Source organism: Corynebacterium coyleae (assembly GCF_030408635.1).
Lineage (GTDB): Bacteria > Actinomycetota > Actinomycetes > Mycobacteriales > Mycobacteriaceae > Corynebacterium > Corynebacterium coyleae.
The window spans coordinates 2,483,739-2,508,772 of sequence record NZ_CP047198.1; the positions used below are offsets into that span (position 1 = coordinate 2,483,739).

At 64.5% G+C, this 25,034-nt stretch carries 26 protein-coding genes; 14 read left to right on the forward strand and 12 right to left on the reverse strand.

The window, feature by feature from the left end; all coding sequences use genetic code 11:
• The 7 genes from trpB (at position 1) to CCOY_RS12010 (ending at position 5,710) form a co-directional block, all read left to right on the forward strand.
• Entirely contained in the window at positions 1 to 1,197 is a 1,197-nt protein-coding gene (gene trpB, locus CCOY_RS11980) for a tryptophan synthase subunit beta (protein ID WP_092101029.1), read from the forward strand.
• Complete coding sequence (gene trpA / locus CCOY_RS11985) at positions 1,198 to 2,013, forward strand: tryptophan synthase subunit alpha (protein WP_070828891.1); 816 nt, start codon at positions 1,198 to 1,200, stop codon at positions 2,011 to 2,013.
• The gene (locus CCOY_RS11990) at positions 2,010 to 2,384 is read left to right on the forward strand and encodes a Rieske (2Fe-2S) protein (RefSeq protein ID WP_070839151.1); all 375 of its coding nucleotides are present in this window, start codon (positions 2,010 to 2,012) and stop codon (positions 2,382 to 2,384) included. The genes trpA and CCOY_RS11990 overlap by 4 nt, the downstream gene beginning before the upstream one ends.
• A gap of 24 nt (positions 2,385 to 2,408) precedes the next feature.
• Positions 2,409 to 3,347, forward strand: coding sequence for a bile acid:sodium symporter family protein (locus CCOY_RS11995; RefSeq protein WP_092101031.1), 939 nt, complete (start codon positions 2,409 to 2,411; stop codon positions 3,345 to 3,347).
• A complete protein-coding gene (locus CCOY_RS12000; protein WP_092101033.1) occupies positions 3,344 to 3,649 on the forward strand; it encodes a hypothetical protein in 306 nt (101 codons plus the stop codon). The genes CCOY_RS11995 and CCOY_RS12000 overlap by 4 nt, the downstream gene beginning before the upstream one ends.
• Positions 3,650 to 3,664: 15 nt before the next feature.
• Positions 3,665 to 4,177 carry a hypothetical protein gene (locus CCOY_RS12005; RefSeq protein ID WP_092101035.1) on the forward strand — a complete coding sequence of 171 codons (513 nt, stop codon included), beginning with the start codon at positions 3,665 to 3,667 and terminating at the stop codon, positions 4,175 to 4,177.
• Positions 4,178 to 4,426: 249 nt separating this feature from the next.
• A complete protein-coding gene (locus tag CCOY_RS12010) occupies positions 4,427 to 5,710 on the forward strand; it encodes an HNH endonuclease signature motif containing protein (protein WP_092101037.1) in 1,284 nt (427 codons plus the stop codon).
• A 59-nt stretch (positions 5,711 to 5,769) separates the two neighbouring features.
• Here the strand turns inward: CCOY_RS12010 and CCOY_RS12015 are convergent, their stop codons facing one another.
• The 5 genes from CCOY_RS12015 to CCOY_RS12035 all read right to left on the reverse strand — a co-directional run bounded on the left by CCOY_RS12015 (position 5,770) and on the right by CCOY_RS12035 (position 9,373).
• Complete coding sequence (locus tag CCOY_RS12015) at positions 5,770 to 6,183, reverse strand: hypothetical protein (RefSeq protein WP_092101039.1); 414 nt, start codon at positions 6,181 to 6,183, stop codon at positions 5,770 to 5,772.
• 96 nt (positions 6,184 to 6,279) lie between these two features.
• Entirely contained in the window at positions 6,280 to 6,627 is a 348-nt protein-coding gene (locus CCOY_RS12020; RefSeq protein ID WP_092101041.1) for a branched-chain amino acid transporter permease, read from the reverse strand.
• Entirely contained in the window at positions 6,628 to 7,347 is a 720-nt protein-coding gene (locus CCOY_RS12025; RefSeq protein WP_244268655.1) for an AzlC family ABC transporter permease, read from the reverse strand.
• Positions 7,348 to 7,956 (reverse strand): YqgE/AlgH family protein, encoded by a 609-nt coding sequence (locus tag CCOY_RS12030; RefSeq protein WP_092101043.1) that lies wholly within the window; start codon positions 7,954 to 7,956, stop codon positions 7,348 to 7,350.
• Entirely contained in the window at positions 7,949 to 9,373 is a 1,425-nt protein-coding gene (locus CCOY_RS12035; RefSeq protein ID WP_425284122.1) for a CCA tRNA nucleotidyltransferase, read from the reverse strand. The genes CCOY_RS12030 and CCOY_RS12035 overlap by 8 nt, the downstream gene beginning before the upstream one ends.
• A gap of 129 nt (positions 9,374 to 9,502) precedes the next feature.
• On the opposite strand from CCOY_RS12035, the gene CCOY_RS12040 reads away from it, so the two are divergent.
• The 7 genes from CCOY_RS12040 to CCOY_RS12070 all read left to right on the forward strand — a co-directional run bounded on the left by CCOY_RS12040 (position 9,503) and on the right by CCOY_RS12070 (position 19,368).
• Complete coding sequence (locus CCOY_RS12040) at positions 9,503 to 10,279, forward strand: NUDIX hydrolase (protein ID WP_435383807.1); 777 nt, start codon at positions 9,503 to 9,505, stop codon at positions 10,277 to 10,279.
• Positions 10,276 to 12,738: a hypothetical protein gene (locus CCOY_RS12045; RefSeq protein ID WP_208856573.1), complete on the forward strand. Its 2,463-nt coding sequence runs from the start codon at positions 10,276 to 10,278 to the stop codon at positions 12,736 to 12,738. The genes CCOY_RS12040 and CCOY_RS12045 overlap by 4 nt, the downstream gene beginning before the upstream one ends.
• Entirely contained in the window at positions 12,735 to 16,139 is a 3,405-nt protein-coding gene (gene murJ / locus CCOY_RS12050; protein ID WP_092101047.1) for a murein biosynthesis integral membrane protein MurJ, read from the forward strand. The genes CCOY_RS12045 and murJ overlap by 4 nt, the downstream gene beginning before the upstream one ends.
• A 74-nt stretch (positions 16,140 to 16,213) precedes the next feature.
• Positions 16,214 to 16,780: an RNA polymerase sigma factor gene (locus CCOY_RS12055; RefSeq protein WP_070421903.1), complete on the forward strand. Its 567-nt coding sequence runs from the start codon at positions 16,214 to 16,216 to the stop codon at positions 16,778 to 16,780.
• Between the two features lie 10 nt (positions 16,781 to 16,790).
• Complete coding sequence (gene trxB / locus CCOY_RS12060) at positions 16,791 to 17,804, forward strand: thioredoxin-disulfide reductase (protein ID WP_083284712.1); 1,014 nt, start codon at positions 16,791 to 16,793, stop codon at positions 17,802 to 17,804.
• Between the two features lie 10 nt (positions 17,805 to 17,814).
• Positions 17,815 to 18,144 carry a thioredoxin gene (gene trxA / locus CCOY_RS12065; protein ID WP_070421904.1) on the forward strand — a complete coding sequence of 110 codons (330 nt, stop codon included), beginning with the start codon at positions 17,815 to 17,817 and terminating at the stop codon, positions 18,142 to 18,144.
• A gap of 48 nt (positions 18,145 to 18,192) precedes the next feature.
• Positions 18,193 to 19,368 carry an N-acetylmuramoyl-L-alanine amidase gene (locus CCOY_RS12070; RefSeq protein ID WP_070449822.1) on the forward strand — a complete coding sequence of 392 codons (1,176 nt, stop codon included), beginning with the start codon at positions 18,193 to 18,195 and terminating at the stop codon, positions 19,366 to 19,368.
• A gap of 414 nt (positions 19,369 to 19,782) precedes the next feature.
• On the opposite strand, the gene CCOY_RS12075 is transcribed toward CCOY_RS12070, so the two are convergent.
• The 7 genes from CCOY_RS12075 to rpmH all read right to left on the reverse strand — a co-directional run bounded on the left by CCOY_RS12075 (position 19,783) and on the right by rpmH (position 24,327).
• A complete protein-coding gene (locus CCOY_RS12075) occupies positions 19,783 to 20,859 on the reverse strand; it encodes a ParB/RepB/Spo0J family partition protein (RefSeq protein WP_092101049.1) in 1,077 nt (358 codons plus the stop codon).
• A gap of 3 nt (positions 20,860 to 20,862) precedes the next feature.
• Positions 20,863 to 21,783 carry a ParA family protein gene (locus CCOY_RS12080; protein ID WP_092102887.1) on the reverse strand — a complete coding sequence of 307 codons (921 nt, stop codon included), beginning with the start codon at positions 21,781 to 21,783 and terminating at the stop codon, positions 20,863 to 20,865.
• 27 nt (positions 21,784 to 21,810) lie between these two features.
• On the reverse strand, positions 21,811 to 22,443 hold the full coding sequence (gene rsmG / locus CCOY_RS12085) for a 16S rRNA (guanine(527)-N(7))-methyltransferase RsmG (RefSeq protein WP_371326403.1): 633 nt from the start codon (positions 22,441 to 22,443) through the stop codon (positions 21,811 to 21,813).
• A gap of 100 nt (positions 22,444 to 22,543) precedes the next feature.
• Positions 22,544 to 23,524 carry a membrane protein insertase YidC gene (gene yidC / locus CCOY_RS12090; RefSeq protein ID WP_070449834.1) on the reverse strand — a complete coding sequence of 327 codons (981 nt, stop codon included), beginning with the start codon at positions 23,522 to 23,524 and terminating at the stop codon, positions 22,544 to 22,546.
• A 9-nt stretch (positions 23,525 to 23,533) separates the two neighbouring features.
• Positions 23,534 to 23,821: a membrane protein insertion efficiency factor YidD gene (gene yidD, locus CCOY_RS12095; protein WP_070421910.1), complete on the reverse strand. Its 288-nt coding sequence runs from the start codon at positions 23,819 to 23,821 to the stop codon at positions 23,534 to 23,536.
• Positions 23,821 to 24,174 (reverse strand): ribonuclease P protein component, encoded by a 354-nt coding sequence (rnpA, locus tag CCOY_RS12100; RefSeq protein WP_070421911.1) that lies wholly within the window; start codon positions 24,172 to 24,174, stop codon positions 23,821 to 23,823. Before rnpA ends, yidD begins: the two co-directional genes overlap by 1 nt.
• A gap of 15 nt (positions 24,175 to 24,189) precedes the next feature.
• Complete coding sequence (gene rpmH, locus CCOY_RS12105; RefSeq protein ID WP_070421912.1) at positions 24,190 to 24,327, reverse strand: 50S ribosomal protein L34; 138 nt, start codon at positions 24,325 to 24,327, stop codon at positions 24,190 to 24,192.
• Positions 24,328 to 25,034 lie beyond the last annotated feature (707 nt).

A 25,034-nucleotide genomic window follows, 5' to 3' on the forward strand; every position in this document is an offset into this window, starting at 1 on the left:
ATGACTCTCCTCCCTGCGTACTACGGTGAATTCGGCGGACAGTTCATCCCCGAATCCCTCCTGCCAGCGCTCGACCAACTCGAGCAAGCCTTCGTCGACGCGTTTAACGACGAGGCCTTCATGGCCGAATACCGCTCCCTCCTGCGCGACTACCTCGGCCGCCCAACCCCGCTGACTGAATGCCGCAACCTGCCCGTCGACGGCAACGCGCGCATCTTCCTCAAACGCGAGGACCTCGTGCACGGCGGCGCCCACAAAACCAACCAGGTAATCGGCCAGGCGCTGCTGGCGAAAAAGATGGGCAAGACCCGCATCATCGCGGAGACCGGCGCCGGCCAGCACGGCACCGCAACCGCGCTTGCCTGTGCGCTGCTTGGCCTTGACTGCGTGATCTACATGGGCAAGACCGACATGCAGCGCCAGGCGCCGAACGTGTACCGCATGCGCTTGATGGGCGCGAAGGTCGTCGGCGTGGAATCCGGCGCGGGCACCCTGAAGGACGCGGTGAACGAGGCGCTTCGTGACTGGACCGCAACCTTCCACGAATCCCACTACCTCCTTGGCACGGCTGCCGGCCCGCACCCGTTCCCGAAGATCGTCAAGGAATTCCACCGTGTCATCTCCACCGAGGCCCGCGCCCAGATCCTTGAGCGCACCGGCGCCCTGCCGGACGTGGTCGTCGCCTGCGTCGGCGGCGGCTCCAACGCCATCGGCATGTTCGCCGATTTCATTGACGACGACACCGTCGAACTGGTCGGCGCCGAACCCGGCGGCGAAGGCTTCGGCCAAGGCAAGCACGGCGCCGCCATCGCCCAGGGCACCATCGGCATCCTGCACGGCACCCGCTCGTACCTCATGCGTGACGACGACGGCCAGGTTGAAGAGTCCTACTCCATCTCCGCCGGCCTGGACTACCCGGCCGTCGGCCCGGAGCACGCCTACCTCGCCCAGTCCGGCCGTGCGAAGTACGTGCCCGTCACCGACGACGAGGCCCTCGACGCCTTCCAGGCCCTATCCCGCCACGAGGGCATCATCCCGGCGCTCGAGTCCTCGCACGCCCTGGCCTACGCCCTGAAGCGCGCCGCCGAGCACCCGGCCGACGCCGAGCCGCTGAACATTCTCGTCGCCCTGTCTGGCCGCGGCGACAAGGACATCGCACACGTGCGAGCAACCCTCGAGCAGAAGGAGAACAAGTAAATGTCGCGCTACGAGCAACTCTTTGCCAAGGGGGAGGGCGCGTTCGTCCCCTTCATCATGCTGTCCGACCCGAACCCGGACGACGCGGTGGAGATCATCTCCGCCATCGTCGAAGCAGGCGCCGACGCACTCGAGCTCGGCGTGCCGTTCTCCGACCCGGTCGCCGACGGCCCCGCCATCCAGGGCGCCCACGTCCGCGCTCTCCGTGGGGGAGCAACCGTGCAGCAGTCCCTCGACCAGGTGCGCACCATCCGCGAGCGCTACCCGGACCTGCCGATCGGCATGCTGATCTACGCCAACGTCGCCCACACTCGCGGCCTCGACCGCTTCTACACCGAGTTCAAGGAGGCCGGCGCCGATAGCGTATTGCTTCCCGACGTCCCCGTGCGCGAGTCTGACCCCTTCACCGCCGCCGCCGAGCGCGCCGGCATCGACCCGATCTTCATCGCCCCGGCCAAGGCCTCCCGCGAGGTCCTCGAGGGCGTGGCCGCTAACTCCCGCGGCTACATTTACGCCATTTCTCGCGACGGCGTCACCGGCGCGGAGAATGAGGCGACAGTGGAGGGGCTGCGTGAGGTCGTCGATAATGTGCAGTCCTTCGGCGGCGCACCGGTACTGCTCGGCTTCGGCATCTCCCGACCCGAGCACGTGCGCGACGCGATCGCCGCTGGGGCCGCCGGCGCGATTACCGGGTCGGCGATTACGAACATTATTGATAAGTATGTCGTCGATAATCGTGTGGAAAACATGGACAGGCTGAAACGGGAACTTTCCGACTACGTCAGCGCCATGAAGCAGGCTACGATCGCATCATGACCTGTTCACGTCGCATGTTCCTGCTCGGCACCGCCACCACCTTCGCCGGTGCCTTCCTGGCCGCCTGCGGGGAAGAGGCCCCCGAAGAAATTGCGAAGACCGACGTGCCGGTCGGCTCCGCGGTGATCCTGGACAAGTTCATCATCGCCCAGCCGTCCGCCGGCCAGTTCGTCGCATACTCGGCGGTGTGCCCGCACCAGCAGAAGAAGATCACCAAGGTGGAGGGCGAGACCGTTAAGTGCGTCGCCCACGGTTCCGTCTTCAACATTGCGACCGGCGAGCGCGTCTCCGGCCCGGCCGTGACCGGCCTGCGCGAGGTAGAGGTCATCGAAGCCGGCGACAAGGTCGAAGCCCAAAACCCGGCGAGTTAGCCTGCTGGCCGTAGACTCGGCCACATGAAGAAGCTCGATCCTCTCCTCGTCGGCATCGTTGTTGCTGCGATCCTCGCCTTCGTCGTGCCGGCGCGCGGCGCGTTCGCGGACGGCTTTGGGGTGGCCGTCAAACTCGCGATCGCGCTGCTCTTTTTCCTCTACGGCGCACGCCTATCGACGCAAGAAGCCCTCCGGGGCCTCACCAACTGGCGCCTCCATGCCCTCATCCTCGCGTTTACCTTCGTGGCATACCCGCTGATCGGTCTGCTCGCGCGACCTACCACCGGGCTCATCTCCGAGGACCTCTACCAGGGCCTACTCTTCATGACCCTCGTTCCGTCCACCGTCCAGTCCTCCGTGGCGCTGACCGGCATCGCACGCGGCAACGTGTCCGGTGCTGTTGTGGCGGCGTCGGTGTCGTCGTTGGTGGGTGTCGTCGTCACGCCATTGCTCGTGATGTGGCTGATGGGCGCGGGCGACGGCGTATCCGTGGATACCTCCGTCTTCACCGACATCGCCCTCCAACTCCTCCTGCCGTTCTTACTCGGCCAGCTGGCGCACAAGCGGTTGGGTGAGTTAGCCAAGTCCAAGGCCACCAAGATCGTCGACCGCGGCTCCATCTGGATGGTCGTCTACTCCGCCTTTTCCAAGGGTGTCGTCTCCGGCGTGTGGTCGAACGTCACCGCGCTTGAGATCGTGCTGCTGATCGTATTCTCCGTGGTGTTGGTCTTCGCGATGCTGTGGCTGACCCGCGTCGTGCCTGCCGCGCTGCGGTTCCCGCGCGAGGACGTCGTCGCCGTGCAGATGTGTGGCACACAGAAATCTCTTGCGACCGGCTTGCCGATGGCTACCGTCATCTTCGGCGGTGCCCAACTCGGCGTGCTTATTATTCCGCTAATGATCTATCACATGGCACAGTTGATGATCTGTTCCGCATATGTCTCCAGAAAGAGTTTCACGTGAAACATTACGTCCGCATCCATTACAACGTCCCCGAACTCGGCGGAGAGCTGCTGAATATCGCTGAGCTGGAGGAGGTGTCGTCGCAAAGCTGCACCATGCTCCGCATGATTGAACTCGACCCCGCCGAGACCATCACCGGCATCTACGTCGACGGTCGCGTCATCGGGCAGGCCAACCGACCCATGGGCACCGTGCCACACCCGCGCACCTACGACGCGATGGAAGGCATCACCGCCCGCCACCTCACCGCCGACGAATTCGAGGGCCTCTGGAGCGAAGCCCGAGCGAAGTTCCCGCACTAGCTTTATTCTTCGCCTATGGGTAGCTTTTTCGACACCATAGGCCCCTTCCTGCCTGGCCCGCTTGAAATCATCGGGTTCTACGGCAAGATTTTCCTCCCGATCCTGGTGCTGTTCTTCATCGCCCGGATGATCTTCCCAGGCCGCGCACCCATCGGATTTCGCCGCGACCTTATCGGCGGCGTCATCCGCACCATCCACATCACCCCGCACATCCCGGGTGTGGACTCGACCGTCAGATACATGTCCGTTGCGACGATCGAGGCCACCACGCCCAATGGGGTAGTGAAGTACAAGGACATCCCCGCCAGTCCCGGTGCCCTCCCCAGCGCGGTTCGTCGGCAGATTTTCAAGCGCCCCCTAAGCCAGCGCTCGCATCGGATCGACGTCGGCGACACGCTCAAAGCCCGCGAGATCCGCCGCCAGATCCAGAGTGGCGGCTACGACTTCACCCTGCCGCAGCCGGTCCGCGTGAAACTCGTCCCGCCGAAGAAGGAAGGCAAGCGCCTCTGGTACCGCGTGGTGAATTAGTTGGTGCGTCCCCACTTGTCCGCAATGCGGAGTTGCGGATGCTTGACGACGACCCCACGCGTCCGAATTAGTTGGCCCGACCCAACGATTGGGGTGGTTGGAATTGTCCGCAATGCGGAGTTTTTCGTTCGGTTTTAGTGCGTTTTATAGCGCACATAGAAAACGTTGTTTTTGCAGGTCAAAGCCGTGTCGTGGCGGGTTGTATGCTTTGCTTTATCGAACATACATACGGCCTTAAGGGGGACCACAATGACAACGGCAGTGGAGGAGAAGTGCACCGAACCTAGCGCGTTTGCGGAGTTGCTTACGGATGCAATCGAGCAGTCGCACAGAAGCATGACGCGTTGTAAGGCGGAGCTGTTGTCGTCGATACGCGCGTTTGAGGAGGGCGGTTTCGCACCGCAGATGGGGGCACGGACCACGGCGCAGTTTCTGACGCGTCGCCTGGGGATCTCGATCTCCACAGCGCACGAATATGTCCACGTCGGCTGCCGCCTCGGCGAGTTTCTGTACCTTCAGCAGCAGTTCTCTGCGGGCAAGATCAGCTACTCGGTGGTTCGCTTGCTGCTTCGCTACCTAACCCCGGCGGTAGAGCGCCAACTTGTCGACATGGCCCTGGAACTTGGCTACCACGAACTCGAGATCGCACTCACCGGGTACGACAAACCAGGAGAGGGCGGTGGCGAGAAACCGGACCACTACCTGCGCGTACACACCCGCGATAACGGCGAGATTGCCCTCCACGGGGTGCTCAACGCCTCGGATGGCGCCGCGTTCATCGCCGCGCTGAAACTCGGGGAGATCGCCTACTACGAGATGGAGGAAATGCTCGAGGATGCATTGCGCCACGAAGACGGTCGGGTCGCCGAGCTCTCCATCAGGGACATGCTGCAGAAAGCCGACGCCGTCGAACCCGCAAAGAAGGCACGCAAGACCGCCTCGGGCTATGGCATGCCGATCGGCCGAATGCTGCTGCAGGCCTTCATGGGCATGGTGCACATGACCCGCAGCCAGCCCAAGAGCACACTGACAACGCCAGGCGCGCACGTCAACGTTCTGGTGACCAAGGACGGCCGCGCCTACATGCCCAACAACGTCGGCGCACGCTCCGAGGCACTGGTTGGGTTGATCGCGAACGCTGACCTGCGCGTTTCTACTGTCGACGACGACGGCCTGATCATCAACACCGGCCGCTCTTCCCGCTTCGCGACGCCGGGACAGGTCAACGCCCTGCTCACGATGTGGGGCGGGCAATGTGCCGCTCCCGGTTGCACGCACTCCCGCTTCATCGAAATCCACCACATCAAGGAATGGTCCGAGGGCGGTATGACCGATCTAGAAAACCTGCTGCCACTCTGTTCCGCCTGCCACTCGTTGGTCACGGATGGCTACCTCGAAACCGTCAAGGACGGCAGCGACGTGCACTTCATCTACCAGGACGGCACCCGCTACATCTCGGACAACTACTCCCTGCCACGGCGCCGCGACAACGCACAGACCTGGGCAGAAAGCGGGGGAGGATTCGACGACTAGAAAGGGGAGAAGCCCCGACTGAACCAGCCGGGGCACCAATAACGTCAGGCTTATCTGCTTTAGCGAAGAAGGCTAGAAAGTGAGGGAAGCTCAACACCCGGGATCTTGCCTGCTGCGGTGTACAGCAGAGCTAGGACCGCAATCGGAGCCAGAACCAAAAACGCGATGGTTCCAGGGCGATATGCATTCTTTGGGTGCAGCAGCACATTCATGCACGTGCCTTCGTTAGACGAGCCTTTGACATCAAGCTCTTCGACAAAATTATCAACAATGCTCTCGTAGAAATCTTTTGCAAACTTGTCTACATCATCTGTCGGCGCCTCAGCACGCTTCTCATCAAGGTCGTTGAGTGTGGCGACGCAATTAAAGTACGCGATGGAGGATGTTTGCGCGTGGGCGAACTGTGTTGGAACAACAGCGAGCGACAGGGCGGTGGTGGCTGCCACGGAGGCTGCAACAATACGGCGCTTCATTGGGGTCTCCTTACCCGAAACTGAATATGCGCTGTCAGATATCTGAGCCTAGTCAGTTAAGCATGACACCCGTTAACAACAAAACGGGCGAACCCCTCACACCACCAGGTTCACCAGCAGCATGTACACGGCGGTGCCGGCGAAGATGGAGAGGTCGGCGCGGCGTCGCCAGGCGTGGAGCACGAACGTAATCACCAAAGCCGCGAGGGCGGACCAGAAGCGGCCGGGGTTTCCAGCTTCGCCCGCGATGGTGTACACGACCAGGACGGTCATCACGCCGACGGGCATGAGGACGGCGAGGAAGTCGATGAACGGGCTGCCCTTGAGGTACCGCGTGAGCGCGAAGGGCAGGGCGCGCAGCAGGAAGGTCACGATGCCGGCCGAGATGATCACGGCGGCGGCCATGCCGAGGGTGACGCCGTCGGGGAGTCCGAGGGTGCTCATTTATTTCACCTGCCAGGTGAGGAGGTCGTCGATACGCGGTGCCCAGAACCGCAGCAACAGCACGCCGAAGTAGGCGAGCAGGCCGATGATGATCATCTGGTCGGGGAAGATGAACGCCGCGACCACGGCCAGCGCACCCGCGATGAGTGGGGCGGAGAGGTCCTTGCTGCTTTGGAATGCCTCGTAGGCGAGGACGGCGAACAGGGCGGTGAGAGCGAATTCGAAGCCTTCGATGTCCTCCGGGATGAGGTTGCCCACGAGTGCGCCGATGATGCCCGGCAGGATCCACGACGCGTTGATCAGCATCGCGCTGGTCATCAAGCGGGCATGAGTCAGGCGCGCGCCATTAGCGACGAGCGTGGACGTCAGCGCGTAGAGCTCATCGGTCACGCCGTAGGTGAGGTACAGGCGCGGCAGCCCGGGGCGCGCGACGTCGCGGGGGAAGGTGAGGCCGTAGAAGATGTGGCGGAAGTTCACCATGAACGCGGTCAGGGCGGAGGAGAACACTCCGAACCCGCTGGTCACCATGCTGATGGCGAGGAATTCCATCGAGCCGGAATAGATAATGACGGAGAAGATCGGAGCCCACCACCATGCGAAACCGGCTTGCGTAACCAGCAACCCGAACGCCAGCCCGAGCGGCACCAAACCGAGGCAGACGAGCCATGAGTCCTTCAGGCCGAGGCGGATCTGCCGCTTTGTTTCACGTGAAACACCCAATTAGTTGTCCTCCAGATTCGCCGGGAAGGTGGCGAACAGAGGCAAGGGCATTGCTTGGCGACGCATCACGTCCCCCCACAAATCCGCACCCGCCGGAGCGATCACGTCGGAGGGCAGGGCGGGGGCGACGAACCAGTCGCCACGCAGGATCTCTTCGTCGAGTTGGCCCGGCTCCCACTCGGCGTAGCCGGCGAAGATGCGAACACCGTCGATGTCGGCGGAGACAAGCTCCGGTTCAACGTTGAGGTTGAGCAGCACGAGGCGGTTGGCCATGCGCTGGAAGTACGGGTTGGCGTCGATGTCCACGCCGGGGGAGGTGACGCCGAGGCACACTGCGGCCTCGGGGCGGACGGGCCCGCCAATGTGCACAGCCTGGGGCTTGGCGGCGAGGTCGGCCCACGCAGGGATCACGTTGGCAAGCGCGGTCTCGCTGCGTCGGTTCAACACGACGCCGAGGGTGCGATCCGCACTCTGTTCGATGATGAGCACCACGGTGCGGGCGAACTCGGGGGAGTACATGCCGGGTGCGGCGACGAGCAGCATGCCGGGTTCGGGGTCAGTGCGCTCGAGGGCGTTGAAGAGGCGATCGGCGTAGAAGTACTCAGGCATTCTCGTTCTCCCACCAGGTTTTGAGTTCGGCGACGGCCTCGTCGTGGTCGAGCTCGCCACGCTCGAGGCGCAGTTCCTTCAGATACTTCCACGCCTTGCCAACCTCCGGGCCCGGTTTGAGGCCGAGGATCTGCATGATCTCGTTGCCATCCAGGTCCGGGCGCACGCGAGCGAGGTCCTCCTTGGCGGCGATGTCGGCGATGCGCTCCTCCAGGTGGTCGTAGGTGCGCTGGAGGCGCGCGGCCTTCCTGGGGTTGCGGGTGGTGCAATCCGCACGAACGAGTTTGTGCAGCTTAGGCAGCAATTCGCCGGCGTCGGTGACGTAACGGCGCACGGCAGAATCGGTCCACTGCCCCTCGCCGAAGCCGTGGAAACGCATGTGCAAGAACACGAGCTGGCCCACGTCGGAAATGACGTGCTTCGGGTACTTCAGGGCCTTGAGGCGCTTGCGGGTCATCTTCGCGCCGACCACTTCGTGGTGGTAGAAGGTCACCCCACCGCCTTCCTTCGGCGCGCGAGTGGCGGGTTTGCCGATGTCGTGCATGAGCGCCGCCCAGCGCAGCTTCAGGTCAGGGCCTTCGTCCGAGTCTTCAAGTTCGGTGGCCTGGCGCAGCACGGTCAGGGAGTGGCGGTAGACGTCCTTGTGCTGCATGTGCTCGTCAGTCTCGAGTTGCAGGGCAGGGATCTCGGGCAGGATGTACTCGGCAACACCGGTGGCCACGAGCAGGTCGATGCCCTCCCAGGGGCGCGAGCCGCACATGAGTTTGTCCAGTTCGGCCTGGACGCGCTCGACGGTGATGCGCTGGATCTCACCGGCCATGTCGCGCATCGCATCGAAGACGCGGTCGGCCACCGTAAAGCCCAGTTGGGAGACGAAGCGGGCGGCGCGCAGCATGCGCAGCGGGTCGTCGCGGAACGACACCTCCGGCTCCTGCGGGGTGTCCAGCACGCCCACGACCAGGTCAGACAGGCCGTTGACGGGGTCGTGGAAGGTGGGGGCGAGGTGGTCGTCGACAAGCGAGAGCTCGATGGCCATCGCGTTGCAGGCGAAGTCGCGGCGCACGAGGTCGCCTTCGAGGGTGTCGCCGAAGGTGACTTCGGGGTTGCGGGTGACGCCATCGTAAAGATCGGAGCGGAACGTCGTAATTTCCACGGTTTCGCCGTGCCGGATCGCGGAGACGGTGCCGAACTCGATGCCGGTGTCCCACACTTTCTCGCCCCACTCCGCGAGAATTTCCTGGATAACCGCAGGTCGGGCGGAGGTAGTGAAGTCCAAATCGTGCACCCCGCGGCCCAGCATGGCGTCGCGGACGGAACCGCCGACAATATATAAGGACTCGCCGCGCGCCGCGAAGAGTCGGGCAAGCGGCTCCAGCAGGGCAGATTGCTTCTCGACGACCCCCTGCGCTCGGGCCATCAACGCGGCGGGGGCAAGTGGGTCGTTCGGATCGGGCATGTCGAAAAGCTTTGTCACCTTGGACACGATACCCGCCACCCCCGCGCGTGGAGTACCACAACCGGCCTGAAGCCGGATAGCATGGCACGAATGAGTGACAACACGCGGCCTGTACCGGGTCCCCCCAGCGGTAAGGGGGGATCCGGCGGGCGGCGTCGTCCGCGGAAGCGCCGCGGCGGCCAGAATAAAAACCAGCAGGGCCAGGACAAGAACCAGTCAGAAGGCGGCGACAAGCCGAAGAAGAAGCAACACCGTCGCCGTAACCCGAACAACCGCCGGAGGGGCGGGCGCGGGAATCAGCGGAACCGAAACCGCAACCAGCATCGCCGTCATTCGCAGTACAACCGCCAGCACGACTCTTCGATGGAGGTGCGCGACGAGACCTCGGCCGGTGGTCTGGTGGTCTCCGGTATGGCGGAGGCTGTCAGCCCGGACGGCAAGGTAGACATGAGCCGCATCTACGTCGCGCTGATTGGCCGGCTGGATCGCCGTGGGCGGTTGTTGTGGTCGATGCCGAAGGGCCACGTCGAGGATGGCGAGCACCAGTGGCGCACCGCAGAGCGTGAGGTCTGGGAGGAGACCGGTATTACCGGCGAGGCCTTCGACACCCTGGGCACCATTGATTATTGGTTTGTGTCCGACGGAGTACGGATCCACAAGACGGTGCACCACAACCTGCTGCGGTTTGTGGACGGCGTGTTTAACGACGAAGACCCGGAGGTCACCGAAGTGGCCTGGGTGCCCATGAGCGAGTTGATGGAGCACCTTGCGTATGCCGACGAGCGCAAGCTGGCGCGTATCGCGTTTGACCGGATGCCTGAGCTGGCTCGGAAGGAAGTCGCCGCCGGAAGGTCTACCCCGCGATGATTCGGCCGATTTCCCGTCTAGCTGCGGCCGCGGTTGCGGTGGCGCTGGCGGTCCCGTCAGCGACCCCGGCTCGCGCGGTGCCCGCGGTGCCAGTGAGCCCGAAGAACCCTGAGGTTGCAGAGCAGTGGGTCAACCCGGCGGTGCGCCCGGGTGAGGGCCAGCTCGCGCGCGTGTCGCTTATCGACGCCCCCGCGGTCGTCTCCGCGCACGATCCGTTTCACGTGAAACTTCGCGTGACCAATCAGACCGACACAACCCTCGAGGGCCTCAAAGTGCTCACGCGTCGCGCCGCGCCGGTGGGCTCCGTCTCCGAGCAGCGCGTGGCCGCCGTCGCCGGGGTGGGGGAGTACAGCGTTGTGGGCGACGAGGTGGTCGTGGATACCCGGCTGCGCCCCGGCGAAAGCGCCGAGCTGTCGCTGCAGATGACCGCGCCCGGCGGCATCGGCGTGTACCCGATGATGCTGCAACTTATCGACGACACCAGCGCCACCCTGGACACCGACCGCTTCCACTTGGCCGTGCGCGGGTCGGCCGACGACGTCGAACCGGGCGGGCTGACCGCCCTGTACCCGGTCTCCGCTCCGGTGAATATCGTGCCGGGAGAGACCGGCGAGGCCCCCGAGGACCCGCCGCTGGTGCTGCAGAGCGACGCACTGGCGGAACAACTCGCGCCCGGCGGGCGCTTGGACACCCTGGTGGAGCAGTACCGCAAGGCGGTGGAAACCCCTGAGGTTGGCTACGCCACCTGCATGGCGCTCGACCCGGCGCTGGTGGACACAGTGGACCGCATGACCGGCGGCTACACCGTCAGTGATTCGCGCCCCGCCGTGGTGGAGGAACCGAAGCGTCTGCGCGACAGCTGGGGTTCGAACGACGACACGCACCGCACCCCAGGTTCCGGGGCCGAGGACGCGAAGGCGTGGCTGGACAAAGTGCGCGAGATCGCCGCGACCGGCTGCACCGTGGCGCTGCCGTGGGCGAACGCGGACCTCAACGCGGTGGCGCGTACGGGTGATCCGTGGCTGATGCGCGAGGCCGTCGAGCGCGGCCCGTTTGTGCTGCAGCGGGTGCTAGGCACGGCGGGCACAATCAATACGGTGGTCGCTGGCACCGGCTACATCGAGGCAGGCGCCGGGCCGGCGCTTGGCTGGGCGGACCACACCCGCTCCACGGTGTTCGACGGGGGGATGCACGCCGCGTGGGAGGCGGCCCAAGCTGACAGCGCGTCCGACGCCGAAGCCGACTCCCACCAGAGCGCGCTCGAACGCGCGGAGCTCGCAGACTTCTCGGGCGCGGCGGCGCCGGTGCCGGAGGTGCCGGTGCAGGTACTCGTCGCAAAGCATGCGGATGCGCAACGTTTCACGTGGAACACTGCCGGCGTGATGGAGGTCGGGTACCAGGATTCGCTGGCCGCGGTGCTAGCGGCGACGGGGGAGCACCCCGAAACGCCTGGTTACACCAACCCGAGCCTGCGGTTCGACTACACCATGGACTCCAAGACCGCGCGCGATGTGAACGCCGCCGCCGCGATGCGGCTTGCCGCCCAGAACGCCACCACGCGTGAGGACGACGCACCGACGCAGCCTGTGATGGTCAACCCACCGGCGACGTGGGACGCGAAAACCGCCGCGGTGTTCCTTGGCACAATCGCTGGCCTAATCGCCGACGGAACCTCCCGCCCGATCTCGTTCGGCGACTACCTCGCCGCCCCGCCGGAGGTCCCACCCGCCGACACCACGGCCACATTCTCGGACCCCGCCGCCTTCACCGACGCGGAAATCCTGCAGGTCACACAGCAAAACAGCTTCATCAACGACATCACCGCGCTCATGGCAAACGACCCCGCCATCGCGCTGACCCGCTACGGCTTCACCCTGCCACTGCGCCGCGACATGCTCGTCGCGCTCAGCACCAACAGACGCAGGGCACTTTCGCTTTACGACGACGCCGTGCGCGCCACCGGCGACCGCCTCGCCGCCAGCCGGGCAACGCTGAACGATCTGCGCGATTCCGTGACGTTGATTCCGCCGGGGAACGTGTACACCAGGGCGTCGTCGTCAAGCCCACTGCTCATCGTCGCCCAAAACGGCATGCCGCTGCCGGTGCAAACCCAGATCCGCTACTGGGGGCCCGACGGCGCGAAACTGAACGTGCCGGGGACGCTGAAGATCCCCGCACGCGGCTCCGTCACCGTCCAGATGACCGCCGACCTGCCCGACAACAACCGCGGCACCGACCTGCAGCTTTACCTCGCGGGTGCCTCGGCCCAACCGATCTCGCGCCCGGTGGACATCTCCGTGCGCACCGCCGGGCTACAACTCGGCGGGTGGGCGCTCGCCGGCGCGCTGATCGCCGCGATGCTGGCGCTCCTGCTCATCACCCGCAGGAAAGCGCCGCCGAACAGGCGCCCAACCAAACGCCCACCACCCAGCAACCCACGTGAACGGAGACAGCCGTGACAGCACAGGACAACAGCCAGCCCGAGGCTGGCCTGCGCCGCCGCATCGTCGCCCCGGCACCCCCGGCGCCAGTACCGGCCCCGCGCGAGCCGAAGCCGCCCACCCCGGCGGCAACCGGCCTGCCGGACAAGTCCCTGCTGACCACCAGCCCCAAGGGCGAGACCATCGCCCCGCCGCCGACAGCTGACGACGCCGCCGCAGTCGCCACAGCCGCGACAAGCGTTGCGGTCGCCGAGCCCGCCGAGCCTGCCGAGGACACCAAACCGAGCGAGGGCGAAAAGGTCGTCCGCGCCACCGGCTCGATGGCGATTGCCACGCTGATCTCGCGCATCACCGGCTTCATCCGCACCGTGCTCATCGGTGCAGCGCTCGGCGAGGTTGTCGCCTCCGCGTTCAACACCGCCAACACGCTGCCGAACCTGATCACAGAGATCGTGCTCGGCTCCGTGCTCACCGCACTCGTCGTGCCGGTGCTCGTCCGCGCGGAGAAAGAGGACGCCGACCACGGCGCCGCCTTCATCCGTCGCCTGTTCACGCTCACGCTGACACTGATGACGGTGGTCACGCTGCTCGCCGTCGTCGGCGCGCCGTGGCTGACCGAGATGATGCTGGACGAGGACTCGACAGGCAACCTCGTCCAAACCACATCCTTTGCCTACCTGCTGCTGCCGCAGATCTTCTTCTACGGCATGTTCTCCCTGTTCATGGCCATCCTGAACACGAAGGAACACTTCCGGCCGGGCGCATGGGCACCGGTGGCCAACAACGTCGTGTCTATTGCGGTGCTGGTGGCGTATATGGCGTTGCCGGGGACGTTGAATCCGGCGGCGCCGTCGTCGATAAGCAATCCGCACGTCATGCTGCTTGGCCTGGGCACCACCGCAGGCGTAGTGGTGCAGTGCCTGATCATGCTGCCCGCACTGCGGAAACTGGGCATCGACCTGCGACCGCTGTGGGGGATCGACGAGCGCCTCAAGCAGTTCGGCGGCATGGCCCTGGCCATCATCACCTATGTGGCGATCAGCCAGCTGGGCTACGTGATCACCACCCGCATCGCGTTCGCGGCGGACCCGGCGGCACAGTTCATCTACCAACAGCACTGGATGCTGCTGCAGATGCCATACGGCATCATCGGCGTGACCCTGCTGACCGCGATCATGCCGCGCCTGTCGCGCAACGCCGCCGACGGCGACGACAAGGCCGTTGTGCACGACCTGACCATGGGCACCAAACTGACGTTTATCGCCCTGCTGCCGATCATCGTGTTCATGACGGCGCTCGGCCCTGACATCGCCAGCGCCCTGTTCGCCTACGGCTCATTTAGCGACGAAGCCGCCTACACCCTCGGCCTGACCATCAGCGCCGCCGCGTTCACGCTCATCCCGTACGCGCTGGTCATGCTGCACCTGCGTGTGTTCTACGCGCGCGAGGAGGCCTGGACGCCGACGTTCATCATCGCCGGCATCACCGGCACCAAAATTGCGCTGTCCATGCTGGCGCCGACCATCGCCAGCGAGCCGGGCCACGTGGTCATCCTGCTGGGCGCCGCGAACGGGTTCGGCTTCGTGGCCGGCGCGATCATCGGTGCGCTGCTACTGCGCCGCAAGCTTGGCACCCTGCAGTTCCGTGAGGTGCTACGCACGTCCCTGTGGGCCATCGGTGCGTCCGCCGTCGGTGTTGCCGCGGTGTTCGGCGTGCGCTGGTTGCTTCGCGACGTCGCCGGCCTCCACCTCCCGGAAGCCCTTGGGCGCATGATCGGTGCGCCGTCGCTGGGATCGCTGATCGAGATCGCATTGCTCGGCGTGCTGTTCCTCATCGTCACCGGCGTCGTGCTGTCGCGCTCCGGCCTGCCGGAAGTGCAGAACCTGGGCTCCGCCGTGGGCCGCATCCCGGGCCTGGGCCGGTTCATCACCGCGGATGCCGACCGCGGCCTCGAGGTGGGCCAGGTCGACCCACGCGAGATGTCCAACCAGTTCCTCGCCGCCGACACCTTCAACGCCTCCCCGGTACCACCACCGATGTCCGCCGGTGTGGTTCGTGGCCCGCGCCTCGTGCCCGGTGCGTCCGTGTCCGACGGCCGGTTCCGCCTCATCCGTGACCACGGCGCGTCCTCCAGCGCACGCTTCTGGCAGGCCCGCGAGATTGCCACCGGCCGCAACGTCGCCCTGACGTTCGTGGACACCACCGGTTCCGCCCCGATGGCGCCCGCCACCCCGCGCGAGGCCGCCCTCCAGGCCGCCGGTATCGCGCGCCGTACCCGCCAGCTCGTCAACATGCACCTGCCAGCGCTGCCGGACCACGTGGAGATCCTGTCGTTCCGCTCCGGCGCCGTCGTGGTGTCCGACTGGATCGAGGGCTCCTCGGTGAAGGCTGTTGCGGAGTCGGGCCAGACGCTGCACACGGAGGCCGTCGCCAATGCGCTCGTGCCGCTGGCTGCTGCGTTGGCCACCGCGCACGAGGCCGGCGTGCCGCTGGGTCTGGACAACCGCCAGCAGTTGCGCATTGATACAGACGGCATCGTGCGCCTCGCATTCCCGGCCGTCCTGCCGGATGCGACGAAGCCGACCGACGCCGAGGCGTTCGCCGCCGCCCTGGAGTTGCTGACCTCCAACGTCACCTCCGACGACCTCGCCGAGATCACCGCCCGCACGCGTGCGCTTGTCGACGCCGACGCCGTCGACCAAGCCGCCTTCCGCGAAATCGCCACCGCCCTGAAGGAAGCAGCCAACCTGCCGGGCTCGCGCCGCCACAGCGAGGAAGACGACACCCCGACCGACACCATCCCCGTCGTCGAGGTGCCCGAGTCCGTCGAGCCCGTGCCCGAGCACGTGGAGGACCCGGACGTGATCCACGGTGGCTTCGGCAGCGGCCGCACCAAGCCGTTGACAATCGCGCTGGTCACACTGGTGGCCGTGGCTGCCGCAGTGGCGATCGGTGTGCTGACGACCTACCTGGTGGACATCGTCTCCGGGGAGGAAGAAGAGGAAGCCGTCGCGACATCCTCCGTGGCGCCCGCCCCTCGCGTACCGGTGCTCATTGCACCGCTGGAGGCTGTTGCCGGCTCTGATGCTCACGCCGCCGTTGACGGTGATCGGGCCACGAAGTGGGAGGTCGGAGGGGATCTCGTCGTCAAGCAAAGCAACGGTCAGCCGTTCGACCTCGAGCAAGTGCTTATCGACGCCTCCGGCGCAACCGGCGCAACCTTCACCATCTCCGGCGTGCCCGCGGGTGGTCAAGCGCCTGTGGTGCTGTCGGAGGGCACGGTGCGCACCGGCCAGATCAGTGCCGATGTGGACTACACCGGCGCGCTGACCGAGGTCATCATCTCCTTCACCCCGGCGGAACAGAAACCGCTCGAAATTTCGGAAGTTTCGTTGGCAGGGCATGTGGATGTCCAATAGATTGTGCAATTGACCCCTTCCCTTCCGGGGAGGGGTCGTGCACACTGGGGGTCAACACTTTTCTGGGGGGAATCATGGATTACCGCAATGACCGGGCTCTAGTCGCCCAATACCTCGACGGGGACCGACGAGCGTTCAGGCAGATCGTCAAACGCCACCACAAAGCCATGTACTACGTGGCCCGCAACTACACGCGCAACGACCAAGACGCGCAGGACATCGTCCAGGACGCGTTCTTCAAGGCGGCACGCAGCCTGCACACCTACCGCGGGGAAGCGAAGCTATCCACGTGGCTGCACCGCATGACCATCAACGCCGCCATCGACCACCAACGCAAGTTCACGCGCGCGGGCGCACAGGCGAGTCTTGACGACGACGCCGTGGCCGTCAGCAGCGACATGAACAAATACCTCGCCTACAACCCCATGGAGGCCATGGAACGCACCATCGCGATGCGCCAGGCGCTCAACGTGTTGCCGTCGGGGCAGCGTAAGGCACTGTGGCTGATCGATGTCGCAGGCATGTCCGTCGAGCACGCCGCCCACGAATTAGGCGTGAAACCGGGCACCGTGAAGTCCCGGAGATACCGTGCCCGGGAGGCAGTAGCTGCAGCAATCGGGGAGAGGTTAACAAGCAGCTAGACTCACCGATATGAACTTCTCCGGATTCAATTTCGTTACCCCGCAGACCGACGAAAGCGGCGATTCCGCAACGGAACCCGCCACCGCCCGCACCGATGTAGACACCATCCACGATGTGATCATCATCGGCTCCGGACCGGCCGGCTACACCGCCGCGCTCTACGCCGCTCGCGCCGAGCTCAAGCCCCTCGTATTCGAGGGTTACGAGTTCGGCGGCGAACTCATGAACACCACCGACGTGGAGAACTTCCCCGGCTTCCCCGAGGGCGTGCTCGGCCCAGACCTGATGGGCAACATGCGCGAGCAGGCCGAAAAGTTTGGTGCAGACCTGCGCCCTGAACTGGTAGACCGCGTGGACTTCTCCGGCGAGATTAAGAAAGTGTTCGTGGACGACGAGGAGTTCCACGCCCGCGCCGTCATCCTTGCCACCGGTGCAGCCCCACGCCACCTGGGCATCCCGGGCGAGGCCGAACTGACCGGCCGTGGCGTGTCCACCTGCGCCACCTGCGACGGTTTCTTCTTCAAAGACCAGCACATCGCCGTCGTCGGTGGTGGCGACTCCGCAATGGAGGAAGCAACCTTCCTGACCAAGTTTGGCTACAAGGTCACCCTGATCCACCGTTCGGAGAACTTCCGTGCCTCCGCCATCATGCTGGAGCGCGCGCGACAGAACGAGAAGATCGAGTTTGTCACCAACACCGTCGTCGAGTCCGTCGTTGAGGCAGACGGCAAGGTCGGCGGACTGAACGTACGCAACGTGGAAACCGGCGAAGAGTCCGTCCTGGATGCCACCGCGTTGTTCGTTGCTATCGGCCACGACCCGCGCTCCGGGTTCCTCGAGGGCCAGGTTGCTGTAGACGAGGGCGGTTACGTTTCGGTGGAGGATCCGTCGACACGCACCAGCGTCGCCGGTGTGTTCGCCTGCGGTGACCTGGTGGACAAGACATACCGTCAGGCCATCACGGCGGCTGGTTCGGGCTGCCGTGCCGCGTTGGACGCACAGCACTATCTCGCGGAGCTGTAAACTAACGGCCATGAGCGCACCAGTAGATGTCACCCAGGCCACCTTCAAGAGCGAGGTCATCGAGTCCGACACCCCGGTTCTCGTGGACTTCTGGGCAGAGTGGTGCGGCCCGTGCCGCAAACTCTCCCCGTTGCTCGATGAGATCGCGTCGGAGATGGCAGGCCAGGTTAAGGTAGCCAAGGTCAACGTGGACAACGAGCGCACCCTGGGCGCAATGTTCCAGGTCATGTCCATTCCGACCGTGCTGCTGTTCAAGGACGGCAAGCGCGTCGACGAGTTTGTGGGTCTGCGTCCGAAGTCGGAGATCGTCGCTAAGATCCAGGCGCAGCTCGACGCGTAAGCTGTTGTAGTTGGTTTTGTTTTTTCGACCGGGAAAGTTAGGTGCTTAGTGCAAGACTTGCTGCACGTTGGCGACTCCAGCTCGCGGGTTGCCGAGGTTCGGTTGTCGCTGGCCCGCCTCGGTCTCCTCGACGGATACGAAGGCGAAATCGATAGCACGCGTCGCTTCACCGAAAGCGAGATGCTTTTCGACGACACCCTCGCCGAAGCCCTCAAAGCCTTCCAACAATCTCGCGGCATTTTGCCGTCTGGCTCCATCGACGACCTGACGCTCCGCGAGCTGCGCGAAGCCTCCTACACGTTGGGCGCGCGCGTGCTGAGCTACCAGCCGGGCCAGGAAATGGTCGGCGACGATGTGGGTCAGTTGCAGACGCAGCTTCACGAGCTCGGCTTTTACTCCAACCGCATCGACGGCCGCTTCGGCCCCGCGACCTACGAAGCGTTGATGAACTACCAGTTGAACTCCGGTTTGGAGGACGACGGTGTGTGCGGCCCCGACACGTTGCATGCGTTGTCCCTGCTTGGCCGCCGCATCACCGGTGGTTCCGCCCAGGCGATCCGTGAACGTGAGACCGTCCGGCAGGCCGGCCCGAACCTGGCTGGTAAGCGCGTAGTCATCGACCCTGACCTCGGTGGTTCCGACAAGGGCCTGGTTGTGGAGGGTCCGTACGGCCCCATCACGGAGGAGGAGATCCTCTGGGACCTCGCCCAGCGTATCGAGGGCCGCATGGTCGCCACCGGCATGGAAACCATCCTGTCCCGCCCACGTGGCGACAACCCTACGAACAAGCACCGCGCCGACCTGGCCAACGGGTTTAACGCGGACCTCTTGATCTCCCTCCGCCTGGATTCCTACCCGAACGAGAAGGCCAACGGCGTCGCCACCTTCTACTTCGGTTCCGAGCACGGCAGCTCGTCGCTTACCGGCGAGACCCTGTCCGGCTACATCCAGCGCGAAATCGCCGCCCGAACTGACCTGCAGAATTGCCGAAACCACGCCCGCACCTGGGAGATGCTGCGGATGACCCGCATGCCGTCGGTGGAGCTCGTGGCCGGCTACCTCACCAACCCGGGCGACCTGGCCGTACTTACCGACCCCGCCCAGCGCGACGCCATCGCCGAAGCCGTCGTCGTCGCCGTGAAGCGCCTCTACCTGCTGGACCACGACACCCGCCCGACCGGCACCTACTCCTTCAAGGAGCTACTGCGCGAAGAGCAGGCCTAACCGCCCTCCCAGCCCTCTTTTACCCAAATAGTTCGCGGCCTGGGAACTATTTCGGCATTCCGGGCCCAAATAGTTCACTTCGCCCAGGTCGCGCCGTCGCGGGCCGAAGATAGTTCCCGGGCCTAACGCGATCTGCCGATTTCCGTGGAGCTTTTTTGGTGGGAGGAGCGGCAACGGCCTAGATCGCGGCAGCGGTCGCCCGTCGCCCAATCACTGACACATTGCGGCAGAATCTGTCAGCCGCCGGTAAACGTGCAGGTCAGAAACGACCCTGACAAAGTCCGGCAGAATCTGTCAGAATCGGCTGCCGGTGGCGGGCACGGCAGGCAGCGTGGCGGGCAGACAGCGGGCATGCGGACACCGCGGGCGCACAGGCGACCCAAACCAACCGCCCAAACCAGCCGCCTAAAACCCCTAGTCGGTGCCTTGGATGAGCCCCATGATGCGCTCGAAGTCGTCCTTATCACCGAACTCGACGACGATCTTGCCCTTGCGCTTGCCCATGGTGACTGAAACCTTCGTGTCCCAGATGTCGGCAAGCGAGTCGGCGGCCTGGGTGAGGTACTCCGGCTGGGGGACAGGCTGGCGCTTCGGCTTATCCGGCACCTTGCCGCCTGCGTTGATCATGGATACGGCCTCTTCGGTGGCGCGCACGGACAGGCCTTCGGCGACGATGCGGTCGGCGAGTTGGGCCTGGGCGTCGGTGGTGTCGTCGCCAAGTTTGATGCCCAAAAGCGCACGGGCGTGGCCGGCGGACAGCACACCGGCGGCGACGCGGCGCTGCACCGGAACCGGCAGCTTGAGCAGGCGGATCGCGTTGGTGATCACGGGGCGGGAGCGGCCGAGCCGGTCGGCGAGTTGTTCTTGGGTGACGCCGAACTCGTCGAGAAGTTGCTGGTAGGCGGCAGCTTCTTCGAGTGGATTCAACTGCACGCGGTGGATGTTTTCCAGCAGTGCGTCGCGGAGCATGTCCTCGTCGGAGGTTTCGCGCACGATCGCCGGGATGTGCTTGAGGCCTGCCTTGGAGGAGGCGCGCCAACGGCGCTCGCCCATGATGAGTTCAAAGCCTTCGGGGGTGTCGCGTACGACGATGGGTTGGAGGAGGCCGAACTCGCGGATGGAGTGGACCAGTTCGGCGAGCTCATCCTCGTCGAAGACCTGGCGTGGCTGCTTCGGGTTCGGGATGATCTGGCCGATCGGGATTTCCTGGTATCGGGCGCCCACCGGCACCGGCTGCATGACGTTGTCCTGCTTCGCAGTAACGGTCGGCGCGCCCTTCACAGCCCGCGGCGCACCCTTCGGCGCCCCCTTAGGCGCTCCCTTCTTCGCAGCACCAGAACCAGCACCAGAGCCCTTGTCCTGCTTGCCGAAGATCACGTCGGAGGCGTTGCCACCGATGCCGGGGGTTTTGCCGTTCTTGTCAATGTCTGCGGGTGCCGACGGGATCAGTGCTGCCAGTCCGCGGCCGAGGCCGCCTTTGCGTTCTGCCATGGTTTAGTCCTCCTCGGAAGAGCTGTCGAGTTGGGCGGAGACTTCCGGGCTCACGCCGATTGGGCCGGTGGTGGGGTGGGGTTGGTAGTCGCCGCGCAGCGCGAGTTCTTTGGCTGCGTCGAAGTAGGCGAGTGCGCCGCGGGAGCCGGGGTCGTAGTCGATGACGGTCTGGCCGTAGCCCGGCGCTTCGGAGACCTTCACGGAGCGGGGGATGACGTTGTTCAGCACGACTTGGCCGAATTGGCCACGGACCTCGTCGGCGACGTCGGCGGCAAGCCGGGTGCGGGCGTCGTACATGGTCAGCAGGATCGCGGAGATGTGCAGGTTGTGGTTGAGGTGTTCGCGGATCATGCCGATGTTGCCCAGCAGCTGCCCCACGCCTTCGAGTGCGTAGTACTCGCATTGGATGGGGATGAGTACTTCGTCGACGGCGGTCATCGCGTTGATGGTCAGCAGCCCGAGGGATGGTGGGCAGTCGATGAACACGTAGTCGAAGCCGTGTTCTTGCATGAAACCGCGGCGGATGGCGTCGTGGAGTCTGTATTCGCGGCGCACCATGGACACCAGCTCGATTTCCGCGCCGGCGAGGTCGATGGTGGCGGGGATGCAGAACAGGTTCTCGTTGTCTGCGTGGGCCTGCACGGCGTCGGCGGCGTCGGCCTCACCGATGAGCACTTCGTAGCTAGAGGTGGTGCCGGAGGTGTGTTCGGCGCCGAGGGCGGTTGAGGCGTTGCCCTGCGGATCCAGGTCGATCACCAGCACTTTCATGCCCTGGCGGCTCAGTGACGCCGCGAGGTTGACGCTGGTTGTGGTTTTGCCGACGCCGCCTTTTTGGTTGGCAACGGTGATCACGCGGGGTTGGTCGGGTCGCGGGAGCGTTTCGCTTCTCGACGACACCCTCGCCGCCCGCATCGCCTCCTCCATCAAAGGCGTGTCATCGTAGTGATCCACTTATTCCCCCTTCTTCTTGCGGGTGATGCGGATTAGGGTGGTTGGCTGTTCAAGCGTAGTCGCACCCACGGTGAGAATCTCGGGATCCTTACCGCCAGCCTTGGCGATGAGCTTGGCGTCGCGCTCCAGCTCCTCGGCGACGGATTCGCCCTTCATGGCGATCATGGCCCCACCGCCCTGCAGCAGCGGAAGCGACCAGCCGGCAAGTTTGCCCAAGGGTGCCACGGCGCGGGAGGTCACGGCGTCGAAGGATGCCTTCGGCTGCTCCTCGGCGCGGCCACGGATGACGGTGACGTTGTCCAGGCCGAGCTCCTCGGTGATCTCGCGCAGGTAGGTGGAGCGCTTCAGCAGCGGCTCGATGAGCGTGATCTTCAGGTCCGGCCGAGCGATCGCCAGCGGGATTCCCGGCAGGCCGGCGCCGGAGCCGATGTCCGCCACCCTCAGCCCTTCCTCAAACGCTTCCGAGATCACCGCGCAGTTCAGGATGTGGCGCTCCCAAAGGCGCGCGACTTCCTTGGGGCCGATGAAGCCACGCTCGGCGGCGGTGGTGGCCAGCGACTGATGGTACGCCTCGGCCAATGCGAGGCGATCTCCGAAAACTTGGGCTGCGGCTGCAGGGGAGGTATCCGACATGCAGAACACTGTAGTCGGCTCTCCGACACGACCCCACACCATATATATGGGTATGAAAAACGCCCCGGGTGGGGCCGGGGCGTCGTCGAGAAGCAAATGCTTAGTTGCCTTGCTTACGCTGCTTCTTCGTGCGGCGATCCACCTTGCGGGCACCCGGGGCAGGCGCGGTGGTGCGCTTCATCTCCACCTTGCGGGCCTCCTCGGCGGCCTCCTCCGCGTCCATCTTGTTGTTCAGGAAACGGGTCTGGAAGAAGGTCCAGACGTTGTTGGTCAGCATGTAGAACAGCAGGCCGATGTGCCAGATGACACCGGTGGCCAGAATCATGATGGGGAAGAACCAGAGCATCATCTTGTTCATCATGCCCATCTGGGATTCCATCATCGCGGCCATCTCGCCCTGCGGCTTCGCGGTCTTGCCGGCAGCCTTGCGGGCGGCCTGGCGGTTGATCATGATGCGGGCGTTAAAGTGGGTAAACGCAGCACACAGCACAACCAGCGGGGCGCAGACGGCAATGATGTTCGCGCGCGTCAGGTCAGCGTTACCGAAGGCTGCGAACATCTCCTCCGGCATCGACATGTACGCCGACAGCGGCACACCGAGGAAGTCCGCGTCCAGGAAGGACTGCACGTCCGACGGCGGGAAGGCGTAGTTGGCGGTGTTGCGGTTCTGCTCAACCGTGAAACCAAGGCCAACGCCGCCGCCGTCACCGGTGCGGTTGAAGGAACGCAGCACGTGCAGCAGGCCAATAAAAATCGGCATCTGCACCAGCGGCACGATGCAGGATGCCAGCGGGTTGGTACCCATCTCGCGGTAGAGCTTCTGCGTCTCCTCCGCAATTTTTTGCTGGTCGCCCTTGTACTTCTCGCGGATTTCCTGCATCCGCGGCTGCATCTCCTGCATCTTGCGGGTGGACCGCATCTGGTTCACCATCGGCTTCAGCAGCAGCAGACGCACCGTGCATGTCAGCAGCACGATGGCGAGGATCCAGGAAATACCTGAATCCTTCGGAAGGATGAAGCCGAGAACCTCGTGCCAGAACTTCAGCACCCAGGAAATCGGCCAATAAATGAAATTCAGCACGTTTCGGTGTTACTCCTCACTCAATTCGATGCTGCCCGGGACAGGGTCGTAGCCCCCCGGGTGCCAGGGTCCGCATTTGCAGATCCGGGCCGCCGCCAGCATCCCACCACGTAGAGCGCCGTGCCGAGACACAGCTTCGAGCCCATACGCGCTGCATACCGGCAGAAAACGACAGGTCCCGCCCATTTTAAGGGGTGAGAGGTATTTTTGGTAGCCGCGAATCAGCCCGACCAGCGCTTTGGCGGCCGGTCCGCGGGCGGCGGGGATTTCGCCGCCGGCGAAGTTGTAGTACGCCATCAGCGGTTCAGCGCTTTGGTGATGGCGCGTTCCATGTCGCGCGCGAGGTCATCACTGGTTGCGGTGGCTGATTTCGGCAGGGCGCGAATGACGACGTCGTAATTGCGCGGCAGCTTATCGACGACCCCACGTTGCACCACCACATGCCTCAACCTCCGCGACACCGCATGGCGGGTCACGGCGTTGCCGACCTGCTTAGACACCACAAGCCCGAAACGTGGGCCACCTGTGATGACCTCGTCCGGGCGTGGGTAGACATGGACCATTAACGTGCGAGACCCCGCGCGCACTCCCTGCTTCATCGCCGTTTTGAAGTCGGCAGATGAAGTGAGTTTGTGCGGGCGGGGTAGCACGATAGTTGCGTAAGACTACGCGGAAAGGTTCGCGCGGCCCTTCTTGCGGCGCGCGGAAACGATTGCGCGGCCGGCGCGGGTCTGCATGCGAGCGCGGAAGCCGTGCTTGCGTGCGCGGCGACGGTTATTCGGCTGGAAAGTCCGCTTAGACACGGTGGACTCCTTGTGCGGTCATGAACGGCCGACGGCTCGTGAAAGCCTCCCGGGGTAGTGGCCGTTCCAAGTTTGAAACGAGTGCGTCGAGATTGCGGTTCGGCACCAGTGGATCGGTGCGCAGTCGCGTGCAGCGCCTTCGCCGGCTCGCCTTGGTAAGCGGCCCGGTGCCCGGCGGGGGCGGTGCTCTCGTGAAGCACGCCAGGGGTAACTGGCGTGAAGACGGGGTTAAGACTACGCGAGATTTGCGGCCGCGGCCAAATCAACACTCCGGGTTTCTTATCTCTCCCGAACGGGTGCCCCCGTAATTACAAGCTTGTGTTTTTTCGCAGGTCGGGCAACGAATCGCCGAAGTTTCCTGCGGGGTAACTGTGAATAGGGGGACACATGTTCGACAACAGAAGTTGTCCACAGTTTGGTGAATGACAAAACGTTAGACACTGCGAGGTCGGGCGGGGTAACAATGTTTCAACACCACAATCACACAGGCTGTTCATGCACAGCCCTGTGGATAACTGTGAAGTAATGGTTGAGACTTTCCCGGTTCGGCGGTCATTTCCGCAGGGCAGGTCAGGTTTCTGTAATTCACACAGTTATCCACAGAGGAAAATGCACCTGTGGACAACTCCCGAATGCGAAGCTGTCCACACCTGTGGATAACATTGTGGATCGGCAGGTGAGAGCCAAGCCGATCATCCTCAGCGCTT

Bases quoted from the DNA above. Each gene is read 5' to 3' on its own strand.
- trpB (WP_092101029.1), top strand. From the start codon at position 1: ATGACTCTCCTCCCTGCGTACTACGGTGAATTCGGCGGACAGTTCATC.
- CCOY_RS12030 (WP_092101043.1), bottom strand. From the start codon at position 7,956: ATGCCTGAGTACTTCTACGCCGATCGCCTCTTCAACGCCCTCGAGCGC.
- yidD (WP_070421910.1), bottom strand. From the start codon at position 23,821: ATGGCGTACTACAACTTCGCCGGCGGCGAAATCCCCGCCGCCCGCGGA.
- CCOY_RS11995 (WP_092101031.1), top strand. From the start codon at position 2,409: ATGAAGAAGCTCGATCCTCTCCTCGTCGGCATCGTTGTTGCTGCGATC.
- trxA (WP_070421904.1), top strand. From the start codon at position 17,815: ATGAGCGCACCAGTAGATGTCACCCAGGCCACCTTCAAGAGCGAGGTC.
- CCOY_RS11990 (WP_070839151.1), top strand. From the start codon at position 2,010: ATGACCTGTTCACGTCGCATGTTCCTGCTCGGCACCGCCACCACCTTC.
- CCOY_RS12015 (WP_092101039.1), bottom strand. From the start codon at position 6,183: ATGAAGCGCCGTATTGTTGCAGCCTCCGTGGCAGCCACCACCGCCCTG.
- CCOY_RS12040 (WP_435383807.1), top strand. From the start codon at position 9,503: ATGAGTGACAACACGCGGCCTGTACCGGGTCCCCCCAGCGGTAAGGGG.
- trpA (WP_070828891.1), top strand. From the start codon at position 1,198: ATGTCGCGCTACGAGCAACTCTTTGCCAAGGGGGAGGGCGCGTTCGTC.
- CCOY_RS12020 (WP_092101041.1), bottom strand. From the start codon at position 6,627: ATGAGCACCCTCGGACTCCCCGACGGCGTCACCCTCGGCATGGCCGCC.
- trxB (WP_083284712.1), top strand. From the start codon at position 16,791: ATGAACTTCTCCGGATTCAATTTCGTTACCCCGCAGACCGACGAAAGC.
- CCOY_RS12075 (WP_092101049.1), bottom strand. From the start codon at position 20,859: ATGGCAGAACGCAAAGGCGGCCTCGGCCGCGGACTGGCAGCACTGATC.
- CCOY_RS12010 (WP_092101037.1), top strand. From the start codon at position 4,427: ATGACAACGGCAGTGGAGGAGAAGTGCACCGAACCTAGCGCGTTTGCG.
- CCOY_RS12080 (WP_092102887.1), bottom strand. From the start codon at position 21,783: ATGGAGGAGGCGATGCGGGCGGCGAGGGTGTCGTCGAGAAGCGAAACG.
- CCOY_RS12045 (WP_208856573.1), top strand. From the start codon at position 10,276: ATGATTCGGCCGATTTCCCGTCTAGCTGCGGCCGCGGTTGCGGTGGCG.
- CCOY_RS12005 (WP_092101035.1), top strand. From the start codon at position 3,665: ATGGGTAGCTTTTTCGACACCATAGGCCCCTTCCTGCCTGGCCCGCTT.
- CCOY_RS12035 (WP_425284122.1), bottom strand. From the start codon at position 9,373: ATGGCCCGAGCGCAGGGGGTCGTCGAGAAGCAATCTGCCCTGCTGGAG.
- CCOY_RS12055 (WP_070421903.1), top strand. From the start codon at position 16,214: ATGGATTACCGCAATGACCGGGCTCTAGTCGCCCAATACCTCGACGGG.
- rsmG (WP_371326403.1), bottom strand. From the start codon at position 22,443: ATGTCGGATACCTCCCCTGCAGCCGCAGCCCAAGTTTTCGGAGATCGC.